Source organism: Methylobacterium sp. Leaf399 (assembly GCF_001424525.1).
In the GTDB taxonomy this organism is placed as follows: domain Bacteria; phylum Pseudomonadota; class Alphaproteobacteria; order Rhizobiales; family Beijerinckiaceae; genus Methylobacterium.
Genome location: NZ_LMQK01000012.1, coordinates 100557 through 116023 on the forward strand (window position 1 = coordinate 100557; position 15467 = coordinate 116023).

At 69.7% G+C, this 15467-nt stretch carries 16 protein-coding genes; 2 read left to right on the plus strand and 14 right to left on the minus strand.

From position 1 onward, the window contains the following. Positions 1–82: 82 nt before the first annotated feature. The 3 genes from ASG40_RS08625 to ASG40_RS08635 form a co-directional block, all read right to left on the minus strand. Complete coding sequence (locus ASG40_RS08625) at positions 83–1123, minus strand: lysylphosphatidylglycerol synthase domain-containing protein (protein WP_056285034.1); 1041 nt, start codon at positions 1121–1123, stop codon at positions 83–85. A 193-nt stretch (positions 1124–1316) separates the two neighbouring features. After that, positions 1317–2687, minus strand: coding sequence for an ethanolamine permease (gene eat / locus ASG40_RS08630; RefSeq protein ID WP_055883667.1), 1371 nt, complete (start codon positions 2685–2687; stop codon positions 1317–1319). A gap of 72 nt (positions 2688–2759) precedes the next feature. Further along, positions 2760–3935, minus strand: coding sequence for a ceramide glucosyltransferase (locus tag ASG40_RS08635; RefSeq protein WP_055883670.1), 1176 nt, complete (start codon positions 3933–3935; stop codon positions 2760–2762). Between the two features lie 124 nt (positions 3936–4059). Here ASG40_RS08635 and ASG40_RS08640 point away from each other — a divergent pair, with 124 nt between their 5' ends. Then, positions 4060–5004, plus strand: a complete 945-nt coding sequence (locus tag ASG40_RS08640) for an NAD(P)/FAD-dependent oxidoreductase (RefSeq protein WP_244480571.1) — start codon at positions 4060–4062, stop codon at positions 5002–5004. Continuing rightward, positions 5004–5903 (plus strand): histone deacetylase family protein, encoded by a 900-nt coding sequence (locus ASG40_RS08645; RefSeq protein ID WP_055883676.1) that lies wholly within the window; start codon positions 5004–5006, stop codon positions 5901–5903. The genes ASG40_RS08640 and ASG40_RS08645 overlap by 1 nt, the downstream gene beginning before the upstream one ends. A gap of 24 nt (positions 5904–5927) precedes the next feature. Here the strand turns inward: ASG40_RS08645 and ASG40_RS08650 are convergent, their stop codons facing one another. The 11 genes from ASG40_RS08650 to ASG40_RS08700 all read right to left on the minus strand — a co-directional run bounded on the left by ASG40_RS08650 (position 5928) and on the right by ASG40_RS08700 (position 15431). Continuing rightward, the gene (locus tag ASG40_RS08650) at positions 5928–6131 is read right to left on the minus strand and encodes a hypothetical protein (protein ID WP_055883678.1); all 204 of its coding nucleotides are present in this window, start codon (positions 6129–6131) and stop codon (positions 5928–5930) included. An 82-nt stretch (positions 6132–6213) separates the two neighbouring features. Continuing rightward, complete coding sequence (locus ASG40_RS08655; RefSeq protein ID WP_055883680.1) at positions 6214–7233, minus strand: formate dehydrogenase subunit gamma; 1020 nt, start codon at positions 7231–7233, stop codon at positions 6214–6216. Positions 7234–7279: 46 nt separating this feature from the next. After that, positions 7280–7876, minus strand: a complete 597-nt coding sequence (fdh3B, locus tag ASG40_RS08660; protein ID WP_055883683.1) for a formate dehydrogenase FDH3 subunit beta — start codon at positions 7874–7876, stop codon at positions 7280–7282. A 12-nt stretch (positions 7877–7888) separates the two neighbouring features. Next, positions 7889–10822 carry a formate dehydrogenase subunit alpha gene (locus tag ASG40_RS08665; RefSeq protein ID WP_055883685.1) on the minus strand — a complete coding sequence of 978 codons (2934 nt, stop codon included), beginning with the start codon at positions 10820–10822 and terminating at the stop codon, positions 7889–7891. An 8-nt stretch (positions 10823–10830) separates the two neighbouring features. Further along, positions 10831–11052, minus strand: a complete 222-nt coding sequence (locus ASG40_RS08670) for a hypothetical protein (RefSeq protein ID WP_055883688.1) — start codon at positions 11050–11052, stop codon at positions 10831–10833. 44 nt (positions 11053–11096) lie between these two features. Further along, complete coding sequence (locus ASG40_RS08675; RefSeq protein ID WP_082523980.1) at positions 11097–11765, minus strand: TorD/DmsD family molecular chaperone; 669 nt, start codon at positions 11763–11765, stop codon at positions 11097–11099. 97 nt (positions 11766–11862) lie between these two features. After that, the gene (locus ASG40_RS21655) at positions 11863–12588 is read right to left on the minus strand and encodes a DUF3306 domain-containing protein (protein WP_055883691.1); all 726 of its coding nucleotides are present in this window, start codon (positions 12586–12588) and stop codon (positions 11863–11865) included. Then, a complete protein-coding gene (locus tag ASG40_RS08685) occupies positions 12588–13124 on the minus strand; it encodes a DUF3305 domain-containing protein (protein WP_055883694.1) in 537 nt (178 codons plus the stop codon). Before ASG40_RS08685 ends, ASG40_RS21655 begins: the two co-directional genes overlap by 1 nt. Further along, positions 13124–14134 carry a DUF6352 family protein gene (locus ASG40_RS08690; protein ID WP_055883698.1) on the minus strand — a complete coding sequence of 337 codons (1011 nt, stop codon included), beginning with the start codon at positions 14132–14134 and terminating at the stop codon, positions 13124–13126. The genes ASG40_RS08685 and ASG40_RS08690 overlap by 1 nt, the downstream gene beginning before the upstream one ends. Next, positions 14131–14694 carry a DUF6505 family protein gene (locus ASG40_RS08695; protein WP_055883701.1) on the minus strand — a complete coding sequence of 188 codons (564 nt, stop codon included), beginning with the start codon at positions 14692–14694 and terminating at the stop codon, positions 14131–14133. The genes ASG40_RS08690 and ASG40_RS08695 overlap by 4 nt, the downstream gene beginning before the upstream one ends. Then, positions 14691–15431, minus strand: a complete 741-nt coding sequence (locus tag ASG40_RS08700) for a biotin/lipoate--protein ligase family protein (RefSeq protein ID WP_055883704.1) — start codon at positions 15429–15431, stop codon at positions 14691–14693. The genes ASG40_RS08695 and ASG40_RS08700 overlap by 4 nt, the downstream gene beginning before the upstream one ends. Positions 15432–15467: the final 36 nt, after the last annotated feature.

The window sequence follows — 15467 nt, forward strand, 5'->3', positions numbered from 1 at the left end:
TCGGTCCTCCTTCGGCAGGCCTTCGTCGAGACATCCGTGGGCTTGGTCGCCGGACCCGCGCGAGGCCGCGGCGACGGCCCCGTCAGGCGGCGGCCCGCGCGCGCCGGGCGCGGCGCAGGAACTCGTAGGCCCCGAGCGCCGCCAGGGCGATGGCGAAGGGAACGAGGTAGTAGCAGACCCGGAACAGCAGCAGCGCGCCCAGCACCTGGTCGCGCGGCAGGCTCGACAGGGCGATGAGAATCGTCGCCTCGAACACGCCGAGGCCCCCGGGGGCGTTCGAAGCGATGCCCAGCATCGCAGCGAGTACGTAGATCGCCAGGAAGGTGGTGAAGCCGAAGTTCAGGTCCGCCGGCAGCAGGACGTAAAGGGTGGCCGCCGCCGCGCAGACGTCGCCGATGCCGACGATCATCTGGCTGAGCGACACCGACGCCCCCGGAAGCTCGAGGCGCCAGCCCTTCACCTTGACGCTGCGCCGCTTGAACGAGACCCAGGCGAGATAGCTCACCACGGCGACGAGGGCGGCCAGCCCGACCGCCTGGTTGATCCGGATGCTGGTCAGCGTGAGGGCCGCCAGCTGCCCGGCCTCGACGATCAGGCTGAGGCCGAGCACCACGCCCATCCCGAGCCAGAAGGTGAAGCCGGCGATCACCGTGAGGGCCGCGATCTTGGCCGGGCTGAGACCGCGCTCGGAGTAGATCCAGTAGCGGATCGTCCCCGCGGTCAGGAGGGGGAAACCGAGGGTGAAGCTGACGGCGTAGCTCGTGAAGGAGGCGAGCGCGGTGGTGCGGTAGGGCACCTTCAGCTGGAGCTGGCGCAGCGCCAACGCGTCGTAGCAGGTCAAAAACAGGTAGCTGATCGCCACGAACAGGAAGGCGAGGCCGAGTTGCCCCGGCGTCGCGGCCGTGAAGGCGGCATGGAGTTCCGCCCAGGTGACGGTCTGGGCGAGTTTCCAGACGACGAAGATCGAGGCTGCGAAGATCCCTATGCTGGCGGCGGTTCCGAGCCACGCATAGCGGCCTCCGAAGCGGCTGCGCGGGTTGGCCGGGGCGGCAGGGTCCGCGACGACCGGCGTTTCCACCGTCTTAGCGTCGGCAAGCGTTTTCTGCTGTCCCGCAAAGTTCATATCGTCGGCGTCCGCCTCCGCCGGGGGGCCACGCCATCTCCCCGAGGGGCGGACGAGGTCGGTCCCGAGCTTTTGCCGGACCGCGGCCCGTTCGCCCGCATTTAGGGGGTTTGCCGTCGGATGGCCAGGGTGGGCGACTTCGTCGCGACGTCGAATGCCACTAGCGGATGCGTCGATGTCGCATCCGGCCCGGTCAGATCGCCGGGTCGAATGCCGGCGCGGACACCGTGCTCCTTCCCAGGACGCGCGAGGCGATCACCGCCACCGCCATGGTCGCGGCGAAGATCGCGAAGATCACCGGATTGAACACGACGAGGGCGACGAAGCAGACGCCCGCCATGGCGAGCGCGAAGGCGGGTGCGGCCGGATAGAACGGCGCGCGATAGGGACGGGCGAGGGTCGGCTCGGAGCGGCGCAGCTTGAACAGGCTCGCCATGCTCATTCCGTACATCACGAGCGCCCCGAACACCGCCATGGTGACGATGCTGGCGGTGAGCGACTGGCCTGCGATGACGACGAGGTTGTCGCTGTAGATCGCCGCGATGCCGATGGCGCCCCCGACCAGGGTGGCGATATGGGGCGTCTGGAAGCGCGGATGCACGGTGGCCAGCACCCGCGGCAGGTACCCGGCGCGCGCGAGCGCGAAGATCTGGCGCGAGTAGCCCATGATGATGCCGTGGAAGGAGGCCACGAGGCCGAACAGGCCGAGCCAGACCAGCATGTGCAGCCAGCCGCTCGATTCGCCCACCACGCCCTTCATCGCCTGGGGAAGCGGGTCGTTGAGGTTGCTCAGGGCCTTCCAGTCGCCCGCCCCGCCCGCGAAGATCATCACCCCGAAGGCCAGCACGGTCAGGGTCAGCACCCCGGTGATGTAGGCGATGGGGATGGTGCGCTTGGGGTCCTTGGCCTCCTCGGCGGCCATGGCGACGCCTTCGATGGCGAGGAAGAACCAGATGGCGAAGGGGATCGCCGCCAGCATGCCGCCGATGGCCGGCCATCCGAACGTGCTGCTGCCGGCCCAACCGTCCACCGCGAAGTTCGACCAGGTGAAGGCGGGGGCGACGACGCCCATGAACACGAGGAGTTCGCCCACCGCCAGGATGGTCACGAACAGTTCGAAGGTCGCCGCGATCTGAACGCCGACGATGTTGAGGGTCATGAACAGGAGGTAGGCGCCGAGCGCCGCGTGCTTCGGGTCGAGACCGGGAAACTGAACGTTGAGGTAGGCGCCGATGGCCAGCGCGATGGCGGGCGGCGCGAACACGAACTCGATCAGCGTCGCAAAGCCTGCGATGCAGCCGCCGGTGGGGCCGAAGGCGCGGTAGCTGTAGGCGAACGGGCCGCCCGCCTGCGGGATCGCGGTCGTGAGTTCGGTGAAGCTGAAGATGAAGGCGACGTACATCGCCGCGATGACGGTGGTGGTGACGAGGAAGCCGAGGGTGCCGGCACTGGCCCAGCCGTAGCTCCAGCCAAAATACTCGCCGGAGATGACGAGGCCGACGGCGATGCCCCAGAGGTGAAAGGCGTTGAGGCTCTTGTCGAGGCCGGGTCCCGCGCTTGCCATTCCGTCACCCTCAATCGACCGGATCCGGTCTGCCTGAAGGTCTCGCAAGATCGCTGCCGGATCAACGGGGCGTCAGGCGGCGCTCTCGCCCGCGCGCAGGCGGCCCGGCTCCTTGGCGCGGATGTCCATGGTGTTGCCGCGCCAGACGATGGCGCTCTGCATCCAGGCGCTGGCCCAGATCGCCGGGAATACCGCATCGCGCACGAGGAAGGCGAGGATCGTCCGCGGCCGGCGATACCAGCCCGCACGGGCGGCGAGGGCGTACTCGCCGGCATACCAGGCCGCCGCCATGCCGAGGACCGCACCGGCCACCTCGGGCGTCGGCACGATGGCGACGGCGAGGGTGAACGGCAGCAGCGGCCCGGTGCCGATCTCCGGGGCGAAGAACAGCGGGAAGGTGACACGCCGCAGCCGCGCCCAGCGCTGCTGGCGCGACCAGATCTCCCCGAAGGACCGCCGCCCGAGGGGCTGCTCGAACGGCGAGGCGACGAGGTGGACCCGCTTTCCGGCCGCGCGCACGAGCTTGGTCGCCGCGGCGTCCTCGGCGATCTCGGCCGCCAGTGCCCGGATGCCGCCGTGGGCCTCCAGGAACGGCTTGTTCCACAGCATGCTCTTGCCCTGGGCGAAGCCGAGACCGACGCTCTCGCCGGCATATTGCCAGCGCGCCTGCAGGGTGTTGAGGAAGGCGCATTCGAGCTCGGCGCAGAATCCGTGCGGCCGCGCCCCCACCGGGGTCGAGCAGACGAGGCCGGTGTCCTCCCGCCAGGAGGCCTGGAGCCGCTGCAGGTAGTCCGGCGGCATCAGCACGTTGGAATCGGCCAGCACCACCCACTCGTGCCGGGCCGCCTCCCAGCCGCGCACGCAGTTGTTGAGCTTGGGGTTGTCGCTCGCCCGCTCGTCGCCGACGATGAGCCGGGACGGTACCCGCGGATGGGCCGCCATCAGGCGATGCAGCAGCGGCACGATCGGATCGTCGGCATCGGCGACGCAGAAGATCAGCTCGTAATCGGGATAGTCGAGCTTGAACCCGCGCGTCAGCATCTCCTCGCTGAAGGCCTCGATCCCGCAGACGGGCCGCACCAGGGAAACCGGCGCTCCGACCGGGAAGGTCGAACGCCCGTCGGATCGGCCGAGGCGCCGGGCCGCCATTGCCAGGCTGACGAGGTTGACGAGGGTGAGCAGCGCACACAGCGACAGGGCGACGACCATGCCGATCTCGACCTCGCCGGCCTCGACACTGCCCGTCATCGCCGTCTCCTCCTCCGGCAGGGATCGCCGGTGAGGCGCCGTACCACTGGCGAGGGGGCCTAACAGCCGGCCTGTTTCAACCGTATGACAAAGGCCGCGGCGGCGGTCGGAGGCGGGGATGGGAATGCGCGTGGCGGTCCTGGGGGCCGGGATCTCCGGCGCGGCTGCGGCGCGGGCCCTGACCCGGGCCGGCTTCACCGTCGTCGTCCTCGACAAGGGCCGCGGGGTCGGGGGACGGATGGCGACCCGGCGGGTGGCGGACAGCGACCTCTCGTTCGATCACGGCGCCCAGTTCCTGCGCGCCCGCGGTCCGGCTTTCCGGGCGCAGGTGGCGGACTGGCTGGCGCGCGGTGTCGTCGCCCCCTGGGGCGGGCACGACCGCTACGTCGGGACCCCCGCCATGACGGCGCCGGTGCGCGACCTCCTTGTCGGTCTCGACGTCCGCACCGGAGTCACGGTGACGTCGTTGGTTCGCGAACCCGCGGGCTGGCGCGTGTCGGTCGCCGAAGGCGCCGTCGCGGAAACCTTCTCGGCCGTGGCGATCGGATTTCCATCCGTCCAGACGACGCGCCTCATCGACGCAAGCGGTCTCACCCTCACCGGGCCGGAGTCGGCGGCCTACGCGCCGTGCTGGTCCCTGATGGTCGCCCTCGACGGCCCGGCACCGTTTCCCGAGGCCGATCGCCGTTTTGCCGAGGGCGCCATCGCCGCCATCGTCCGCGAGGAGTCGCGCCCCGGGCGGGCGGCGGGTACGCGCCTCCTGGTCCATGCCGGTCCCGAGTGGTCGCGCCGGCACCTGGAGGAGACCCGAGAGTCCGTGACCGGGCGGCTGCTCGACGCGCTGGCCGAGCGCCTCGGCAGGCCGCTCACGCCCACCTTTGCGAGCGCCCATCGCTGGCGCTACGCCCTCGTGGAGACCGCGATCGGCCAGGACTGCCTCTACGACCCCGCGCTGCGCCTCGGCGCTTGCGGCGACTGGTGCCTCGGGCCGCGCATCGAGGCTGCCTTCGACAGCGGATCGGCGTTGGCCGCGCGCATCGTCGCGGACCTGACGGACCCGGCGGCCTGATGCCGCCTCCCATCGTGTTCCATCCCGCCTACGAGGCGGTCCTGCCGCCCGGTCACCGTTTTCCGATGCGCAAGTACGGACGCCTCGCCGAGGTGCTGACCGCGAAGGGCCTCGTCCCGAACGGATTCGTCCGCCCGGAACCGGCCGGCCCCGACCTCCTCGCGCTGGCCCACGAGCGAGCCTATGTCGAGGCCGCCCTCGGCCTTCGCCTGCCTCCGGCCGTCGAACGGGAGATCGGATTGCCGGTGGATGCCGGCGTCGTCGCCCGTGCCTGCGCGTCGGCGGGGGGAACGCTCGCCGCCGCGCGGCTCGCGCTTGCGGGCGGGCTCGCCGGCAGCGCCGCCGGCGGCAGCCATCACGCCCGCCGCGAAAGCGGGGCGGGCTTCTGCGTGTTCAACGACGTGGCGGTGGCGGCCCGCGCCCTCCAGGCAGACGGATCGATCGCGCGGGCGTTGGTCGTGGACCTCGACGTGCACCAGGGCGACGGCACGGCCGACTGCCTCGGCCGCTCGCCGGACCTGTTCACCCTCTCCGTGCACGGGGAGAAGAACTACCCGATCTGCAAGATTCCCGGCGACCGCGATATCGGACTCCCGGACGGCATCGACGATGCCGGCTACCTGTCGGTCCTGACGGGCTGCTTGCCGGACCTCCTCGACCGGCTCGCCCCCGACCTCGTGTTCTACAACGCAGGCGTCGATTCGCACCGGGACGACCGCCTCGGTCGTCTCTCGCTCAGCGACGAGGGGCTGGCCCGCCGCGACGGTTATGTCGTTCGAGAGGTTCGGCGGCGCCGCATCCCGCTCGTCGCCGTCATCGGCGGCGGCTACACCACCGACATCGATGCCCTGGCCGGACGCCACGCCCTCGTGTTCGAGGCGATGGCCGCGGCATCGTGACGGACGCGCCCGGCGCTGCTCGGATCAGGCGCCGTGGGGCTTGTGACCCGACGGCATCGGGGTGTCGCCGGACCACTGGGGACCGACGAGGTTCGTACCGGGATGCGAGACGCGCGCACCGGACGTGGAGAACGCCTGGTAGGCGAGCACCCGGTTGCTATCCATGACGTAGGCGGCCGCCAGGCCCAAACCGATCGCGGCGATCACGGCCACGGCAAACGCTTTCATGTCACCCTCTCTCACCGAACCGGGCCGGGGCCGGGCTCGCATAGCCTGCTCGCGGCCGGGGCGGGACGCCCCGGCACGCCGTCTATTCTGCGGGGACCGGACGCACCGGCCGGCGCGTACCGTGGTCGACCTTGCCGATTTCCTTCTCGACCCAGAGGTCGTGGTGCGACCGGGCCCAGCCGAGATCGACCTTGCCGCTGCCCATGGCATCGTAGGCGCCCTCCATGCCGACGCTGCCGATGTAGATGTGGGCCAGGATGCCGGCGATGAAGACGACGCCGATCAGCGAGTGGACCACCTGCATCACCTGCATGCCGGTGATGTCCGTGAGCACGAAGGGGAAGATCATCATCAGGCCGGTCACGCTCATCGCCGTGCCGAAGCCCACCACCATCCAGAACACCATCTTCTGGCCGGCGTTGAACCGTTCGGCGTGGGGATGGCCGTTACCGATGAGGCCGCCGCCGGCCTTGATCCAGTGCCAGTCGATCCGGTTGGGGATGTTGTCCTTCAGCCAGACCACGAACATCAGCGCGATGCCGAGCATGAACGGCCAGGCGAGATAGATGTGCGCGTATTTCGCGTATTGCGACACCACCGCGAAGGCGTCCGGCCCGATCACCGGGGCGAGCAAACGCTTGCCGAAGATGTAGTTCAGGCCCGACAGGGACAGGATGATGAAGCAGCTCGACGTCATCCAGTGCGTCACCCGCTCGAAGGTGCCGAAGCGCAGGATCTTCTTGCCGGAATCGGGGCCCCGCTCGAGCTTGATCCGGCCTCGCCAGAGGTAGAAGCCGGCGAGCAGGGCGATGGCCCCGAGCACGGCGAGCCCGCCGATCCAGGGCAGCCAGCTCTCGCGGAACGCACGGTAGTCTCGACCCTGGGGCTGGATCAGGCTCGCGGCCTTGCCGTCCGGGATCGTGACGCGGCCGACGATCTTGGGGTCCTGCTTGAACAGGAACTCCTCGTTGACCGAATCCGCCGTCGGGTTCTGCCCGGTCGGGTTGAGGCCGTCCTTCGTCTGCTGCGCCATCGCCGGCGCGGACGCGGCGAGAGCTGCAGCCACGACGATCGTCCTGAAAAGCGTCAATCCCCGCCGCATCGGCGTTCCCCTCTCGACAGTTGGCCCGCTCGGGCTCGTTTCGCGATCAGATCGCCACGGTCTCGCGGTAGGCGGTCTTCCAGCCCCAGGCACCCGAGCCGTAGCCGCGCTTGATCACCCGCTCCTTGTAGATCTGGGCGATCATCTCGCCATCGCCGGCAAGCAGGGCCTTGGTCGAGCACATCTCGGCGCAGAGCGGCAGCTTGCCTTCGGCAAGCCGGTTGGAGCCGTACTTCTCGTATTCGATCGTCGAGAAATCCGCTTCCGGGCCGCCGGCGCAATAGGTGCACTTGTCCATCTTGCCGCGCGAACCGAAGTTGCCGACCCGCGGATACTGCGGCGCGCCGAACGGGCAGGCGTAGAAGCAATACCCGCAGCCGATGCACAGGTCCTTGGAGTGCAACACCACGGCATCGGCCGTGGTGTAGAAGCAGTTCACCGGGCAGACGGCGGCGCAGGGTGCGTCGGTGCAATGCATGCACGCCATCGAGACCGAGCGTTCGCCCGGCTTGCCGTCGTTCAGGGTGACGACGCGGCGACGGTTGATGCCCCAGGGCACCTCGTGCTCGTTCTTGCAGGCCGTGACGCAGGCGTTGCACTCGATGCAGCGGTCCGCATCACACAGGAATTTCATGCGAGCCATAGTGGTCTCTCCTCACGCGGCCCGGATCTGACACAGGGTACACTTCGTTTCCTGCATGCCCGTCACAGGATCGTAGCCATAGGTCGTGCCGTTGTTCGAGCTCTCGCCGAGCACGACCGGATCGGTCCCGGTGGGGTAGAACCGGCGCATGTCCTCGCCCTGGTACCACCCGGAGAAGTGGAACGGCATGAAGGCCACGCCCTTGCCGACGCGGTCGGTCACCAGGGCCTTCATCTTCGACTTGACACCGTTTTCGGGCCCCGTGACCCAGACGAACTGACCGTCCTTGATCCCGCGATCGGCGGCATCGGTGGTGTTCACCTCGACGAACATGTCCTGTTGCAGTTCGGCCAGCCACGGGTTCGACCGGGTTTCCTCGCCGCCGCCCTCGTATTCCACGAGGCGCCCGGAGGTGAGGATGATCGGGAAGTCCTTGGCGATGTTCTTGTCCACCGCCGCCTTCTGCACCGAGAAGCCGATGTTGGGCATGCGCAGCTGGCGCTCGTCGGGACGGGTCGGGTACTTCGCCACGAGGTCGGGACGCGGCGTGTAGATCGGCTCGCGGTGGACGGGCACCGGGTCGGGCAGGTTCCAGGCGTTCGCCCGTGCCTTGCCGTTTCCGTAGGGCGTCACGCCGTGGTCGAGGCAGACCCGCTGGATGCCGCCCGAGAGATCGGTGGCCCAGCTCACGGCATCGATGTTGGCACCACCCGTCTTGGTGATGCTCGCCATCTCCGCCGCCGTCAGGTCCTTGTCCCAGCCGAGCTTCTTGAACACGGCCATCGTGAACTCGGGGTAGCCGTCCGTCAGGTCGGAGCCCTTCGCGAACGAATCCTCGGCCAGCAGGGTCTGGCCGTTGCGCTCCACGCCGAAGCGTGCGCGGAACGTGCCGCCGCCTTCCTTGATGTGGAGGTTGGTGTTGTAGAGGATGTGCGTGCCCGGGTGCTTGAGCTCGGGCTTGCCCCAGCACGGCCAGGGCAGGCCGTAGTAGTCGCCGCCGACCTCCGGGTCGTCCTTGGGCGCACGCAGGGTGACGAGATCGAACTTGTGCTGGTTGCGCATGTGCGCCTTCAGCCGCTCGGGGCTCTGGCCGCAATAGCCCGTCGACCATCCACCGCGGTTGATCTCGCGCAGGATGTCCTCGGCGACCGGAGCGTCGTTCTCGACCTTGATGTTCTTGAACATCTTGTCGGCGAAACCGAGCTTCTTCGACAGGAGGTAGATCACCTCGTAGTCGCTCTTCGACTCGAAGGCGGGCTTCACGATCTGCTCGCCCCACTGGATCGAGCGGTTCGAGGCGGTGCGGCTGCCGTCCATCTCCAGGGAGGTGCAGATCGGCAGCAGGTATGTGTTCTCCTTGCGGGCGTTCAGGGCCGCGAAGGTGGTGGGGTGCGGATCGGCCACGACCAGGAGGTCGAGCTTGGTCAGGCCCTCGATCGCCTCGGGCAGGCGGGTGACGGTGTTGCCGCCGTGGCCGAACACCATCATCGCCTTGATGGTGCTGCGCTGGTCGATCTGCTCTTCGGGCAGGTTGACGCCGTCGAACCACCGGGTCGAGGTCATGCCCGGCGTTTCCATGCTGTCCTTGCGGGTCTTGGCCTTGCGGCCGCCCTTGGCGGGGACTTCATCGAAACGGGACTGCAGCCAGTCGTATTCCACGTCCCACACGCGGGCCCAGTGCTTCCAGGCGCCCTCGACGAGGCCGTAGTAGAGCGGCAGCGTCGTGACATCGAGGCCGAGATCGGTGGCGCCCTGCACGTTGGTATGGCCGCGGAAGATGTTCGCGCCGGTCCCCGGCTTGCCGATGTTGCCGGTGGCCAGGCACAGGATGCACAGCGCCCGCACGTTGGCGGTGCCCACCGTGTGCTGGGTGGCGCCCATGCACCAGATCAGCGTCGAGGGCTTCTCGGTGGCGAACATCTTGGCGACGCGCTTGAGCTGCTCGCCGGGCACGCCGGAGACCCGCTCGACCTCGTCGGGCGTCCATTTGGCGACCTCCTTGCGGACGTCCTCCATGGCGTAGACGCGCTGCCGGATGAATTCCTTGTCCTCCCAGCCGTTCTCGAACACATGCCAGAGGATACCCCAGACCACCGGGATGTCGGTGCCCGAGCGGATGCGCACGTAGTCGGTGGCGTGCGCGGCCGTGCGGGTGAAGCGCGGATCGATGACGATCATGTTGGCGCGGTTGATCTCCTTGCCCGACAGCACGTGCTGCATGGAGATCGGGTGCGCCTCGGCCGGGTTGCCGCCGAGGATGATCATGGTCTTGGCGTTGCGGATGTCGTTGTAGGAATTGGTCTGGGCGCCGTAGCCCCAGGTGTTGGCGACGCCCGCCACCGTGGTCGAGTGGCAGATGCGGGCCTGGTGGTCGACCGAGTTGGTGCCGGCGAAGGCGCCGAGCTTGCGGAAGATGTAGGCCGCCTCGTTGGTGAACTTGGCCGAGCCGAGCCAGTAGACGGAATCCGATCCGTGGGTCTCGCGCAAGGCGGTGACCTTGTCGCCGATCTCGTCGATCGCCTGCTGCCAGGAGATGCGGGTCCACTCGCCGTTGACGATCTTCATCGGGTACTTGAGCCGGCGGTCGCTCGACACAAGTTCGCGAAGGGCCGCGCCCTTGGCGCAATGGGTGCCGCGGTTGATCGGGCTGGCATAGGACGGCTCCTGGCCGACCCAGACGCCGTTGACCACCTCGGCCGTCACCGTGCAGCCCACCGAGCAGTGGGTGCAGATGTTCTTCTTGATCGCCACCTCGGGGCCGCTCACCGACGAGCCGGCGGCCTGTGCCTTGCGCACGGCGCCGAGCTGGAGCGAGCCGGCCGCGGCGAGGCCGCCGGCGACGAGGCCGGAGCGGCGCAGGAAGGTGCGGCGATCGACGGCGGCGGGGGCGGCGGAGAGTTCGGGTTGTGCGCGGCCCTGGCCGCCGGTCTTGCGCTTGATCAGCATGGCGCCCTCTACTTCTTCAATGTCTCGTAGCCGTTGGTCCGGTAGAAGGCCTTGACCTCGTCGCTCTCGCGATAGCGGGCCTTGGTCTCCTCCGTCCCCGGGTCGTAGGCCTGGGCGGGCGTGGCCATCATCGGCTGGCCGACGGCCGCTGCGGCGACCGCGACGGAGCCACCGCCGAGGGCCCGGAAGAACTGGCGGCGCCCGAGCGCGCCCTTGCGGTCTTCGTCCATGTCCGTCGCTCCAAAATCCATCCGGTCGGGCACGCGTGACGGGGTCACGACGCGCCGTCGAGGCCGAAGGCCTCCGCTTCGATGTCGATGTAGGTGGCGCCGAGGGTGCCCACGGCGCGGTAGAAACGCGACGCCTGCGCCTGCGCGACGTCGCGGAAGAAGCGGGCCGCCCACGGTTCGACGTGGCGGGCGAAGAAGTCCCGGTCCGCACCGGCCTCGTCACCGAGCCGTCCGCCGCACAGGCCCGCCATGATCTCCATCACGATGGCGATGTGGTCCTCGGGCTCGCTCATGCCCCCGGTCGGCTCGACGCCGAGGCGACGGAGATCCTCGCGCAGGCGGGCGAGCGGCCGCTCGTTCAGGAACCCGGTGAGGTAGTAGGACGCGAAGGGGACGAGTTCCCCGCGCCCGACGCCGACGAAGAGATCGAAGTACTCGCGCTGAACGGCCCTGAGGTCGGCCTCTCCCGCCGCCTTGGCGAGATCCGTCACCGCACGCCCGAGGGGCGTCGCGTCGCCCCGCAGGCCGGCGAGCGCCGAGAGCAGGTCGGGAGACGGGGAGCGCCCGAGCAGCACGGCGAGGAGGTCGTACTGATCGGCGCGGGACCGATCGATCTCGTCGATCACCGGGCTCACGTCGCCGATGACGCCGAACGCGGCATCACGGCCGGCGACGTCGCCCACCCTGTCCTGCACCGTGTCACCCGAACGCATGTCCGTCCCCGCGCCTCGGCCGTACCCGCCGATGCCGCCCTTGTATGCAGGCCATCTTAATGCCGTTTGAGACGCCCGCAATCTAGTTTTTAATGGATCAAATCGGCAAAGCTCCGCCATGGCGCCGCAGCCGGGCCTGGGACGGGCCTTTCTCCCGCTCGGGCTCCCGCTGCGAGGCGAGCTCGGGCCCCGGACGCTCCGGCTCCATCGCGGGCGGCGGCGCGGGAGGCGCGATCGCCGCCGGCGTCGTTTGCACGGGCGCGTCCGCATCCACCGGCGATACCGCGTCTGCGTCGGCGTCGTTCGGGAGAACCTCGACTTCGGCCTCGGCCTCCACCTCGACGCGGGGCTTAGACCCTGCGAAGATCTGCCGGACCATCCCGGCAATGTCGTCGGTCGGCAGCATCGGCCCGGTGCCCGGCACCGCGCCGGGGATGTGCCAGTCGAAGGCGTATTCGCGCGCCTCGCCGAGGTAGTCGCGGATGCCGGGATCGAGGGACCACATCCGGCGCATCGCCGCGTTGCGCAGGACCTGCGGCACCCCGGCCTTGAGGAACGGCGCGAGGTCGGAGTCGGCGGTCAGCGAATCGAGGGACGGCAGCGCGGCGACGGCGTCTTCGTCGATGCCGGCCATGTCGCCCATGTCACCAATGCCGGCATGGGCCTCGTCATCGGCAGATGCCGCGGCAAGCGGTTCGTCTCCCGGCCCGGGCGGCGCCTCGCGCTCCGACGAGTCGGGCGTCGGGAGCTCGGGCGGCAACTCCTCGCGCACGATCTCGCGCTTGCGGCGGGACCAGCGCGACAGGAAATCGTCCCCGGCCATCAGGTGTCTCCCTTGCGACGGCGCCCGGTGTCCTGGCGGGCCAGGGCCTCCGGGTCGGCGCGGTCGCGCTTGCGCTTGTGGAACACCCGCTCGACGTGGAAGGCCTCGAAGAACTGTGCGAGCTTGGCTTGGATCTCGGCCGGCATCGGCACGGCCTCGACCACTTCGCCGATACCCTCGGCCATGGATTCTCCCTCGTAGGGGTCGGCCGTGACGGCCGCGACCTCGTAGGAATCCTCTGCGACCTGCCGCAGCGCCACCCACAGCGACGGGCGACCGGAAACGAGGTTGTCCCGGTAGTGCGAGGTCTCGCTCGGGTGCAGGGCGACCTCGTAGGCGCCGGCATAGAAGGTCTCCTCCTCCTCGCTCACCGCCAGCCGGGTCCAGGGGGCGGTGGCGGGGATCGCCGGCAGGGCGGCCACGGGGAGCCAGGCATGGCTCGCCCAGATGCCCTTCAGCTTGCGCCGGACCACGATGATGCCGACCGCGAAGCGGTGTTCGGGCGAACCGGCGGATACCGGCGAAGCGGTCTCCATCATAGGACCTCGGCGGGTTGGATGAGGGGCAGGCCGGCGACGAGGTTCTGCGGCTTGAGGGTCAACCGCCCGTCGCCGCCCATCGCTAGGATCAGGTAGACCGGCCGGTCGCCGACCTGGGGGGCGACCCGGGCGGCGTCCTCGAAGACGAGGCTGAACAGGGCGAGCACCCGGCGGCCGGTCTCGGCGTCGAGGGCCTGCCCGTTCCACAGGGCGTTGCCGATCCGGGTGGCCTCGGCGTCGAGGCCGACGAACCAGCGCCAGTCGGCATCCTCCATCGTCGGAATCGGCGATACCGTTACGCCCGCATGGAGGAGATGGCCGATCCAGGCCTCGATGGCGCGGGCGAGGCCGTCGCGGCTCCGAGGGTTGGTACCGAGATCGAGCGCCATGGTGAAGGCGTCCGACCGGCTCCAGTAGGTCCAGGCGTTGTCGTCGACCATGACGTCGAGCTCGTTCGCCGGCTCCTTGCCGAGCATCGCCACCAGCGGCGAGGCGGCGTTGGTGCTCTCGCGCGCCTCGATCACCTCGGCATCGGCCAGGAGAACCCGGCCCTCGTGCAGCGAGACCTTCTGCGGCCGGAAGAACAGCTCGGCCGCCCTCAGGACGTAGGGGTCCTCGCAGCCGTCGAGGGCGTTGCGAAGGATGAGGTGGACGAGCTGATTGAGGAAGATCGGCGGCGTGCCGCGCAGGCCGTTGCGCACGAGATCGAGGTAGGCGGCCTCCACGGAGCGCGCCGCCAGGAGCCGGTCACGGAAGGCGAGCATCATCTCCCAGTTCTCGCGGGCGTCGGCATCGGCCATCGCGGCCACCGCCCGGGGAGGAACCGCGAGACGCGGCGCTTCCATCAGCCTGGCGTGAAGGTCGCGCTCGGCCTCGCAGGCCTCTTCCGGCGGCAGGAGTTCGGGACGCGCGAGATAGGCGAGCAGCAGTTCGTCGGTGACGGCGAGCCCGCCGCCCTCCGTCCGTCCGGCCAGGTGATGGCCGCTGGAGACCCAGAACTCGGTCATCGTGCAGGATTCTCCATCAGCCCGATCAGGTCGGCGACCTCCTCGAGCTCGTCGTCGGTCTCGACGAAGGTGAACGCACGGGCGTGCGCGTGCATTCGGTCGGCACCGGGCAGGCCCGGCGGCCGGGCGTTGAGGGTGCGGAACCGCTCGCGGATCCCACCGTCCTCGCTGGTGCGATGCAGGGCGAGCACCGTACCGACGGCGGGCGCGCACAGGGAGGCGGCGGTCTCGATCTCCTCGCGGGCCGCCGCCTCGGCGGTCGCGAGGTCGGGGGCACCGAGGGTGTCGTGGATGTGCCGCGCCAGCGCCGAGACCGCCGCGTCGCGCTCGCCCTCCGTGGCCTCGGACACCACGACCAGGGTCGAGAACCCAAGCGACGCGACGCCGACGAAGCCGGAGCGGAAGGCCGCCCGCGCCTTCGGTGCCAGCGTCTCGGGGGCGACGTCGAAGAACAGGAACGAGCCGGTGACCGCCCATTCGCCGGGTTCGGCCGGACGCTCGAAGACGAAGGTGTCGGAGGGGTCGAGCCGCAGGGTGCGCGGCAGCTTGAGGCCGCTCACAGGCGCACCCGGCCCGTCGCCGGATCGAGCCAGGCCGGCACCGCCAGAGCGGGCATCAGTGGCCTGGTCGTTCCGTCCGACAGGTCGCCGGTCTCGGTCAGCGCGAGTCGCACGTCCCCCTTTCCGGCCGGCAGATGAGCGAGGTAGCGACGCCCCACCGCATCGAACCCGTCCTCGGCCCAGACCTCGAATGTCTTCATGAGGTTGCGCGCAAAGCCCTCCACCAGGCTCTCCTGGTCGTCGTGGCCGAACCCCTGCTCGTCCAGGGACGTCGAGGCCGGGGTCAGGCCGGGGTCGCCGGCATAGGCCTTGGACACGATCAGCATGCCGGAGACCACCAGCCAATCGGGCACCTCGTCCTCGCCGCAGCCCGGCGGCCAGGCGAGGCGGCCACCGCCGATGCGGGCGCCGTCGAAAAGCAGGGTGTCGGGCCAGGCGATCTCCACGGGCATCTCGGGCGGCGCATGGGCGCCCACCGCCGCCGCCAGGGCGACCATGCCGGCAAGGAACGCCCTGCGGGCCGTGCGCAGGGGCTCCTCCGGCACCAGCACCACGGCGATGTCGAAGGTCTCGGCCGGGCCGGCCCAGACCAGCGGCGCGGCCCCGTCCGGCATGTCGGCGGCGATGCGGCAGGCATGGGCGAATGCGCCGTCGGAATCGAACGGCAGCACCACCGGCGAGAACGCCGGCGGAAGCGCGAGCCGGCGCCCCCTCTGCGTGTCGGGAGGGATCGTCATGTCGTGCCCGTCATCGGTCCGGCGCCCTCGATATCC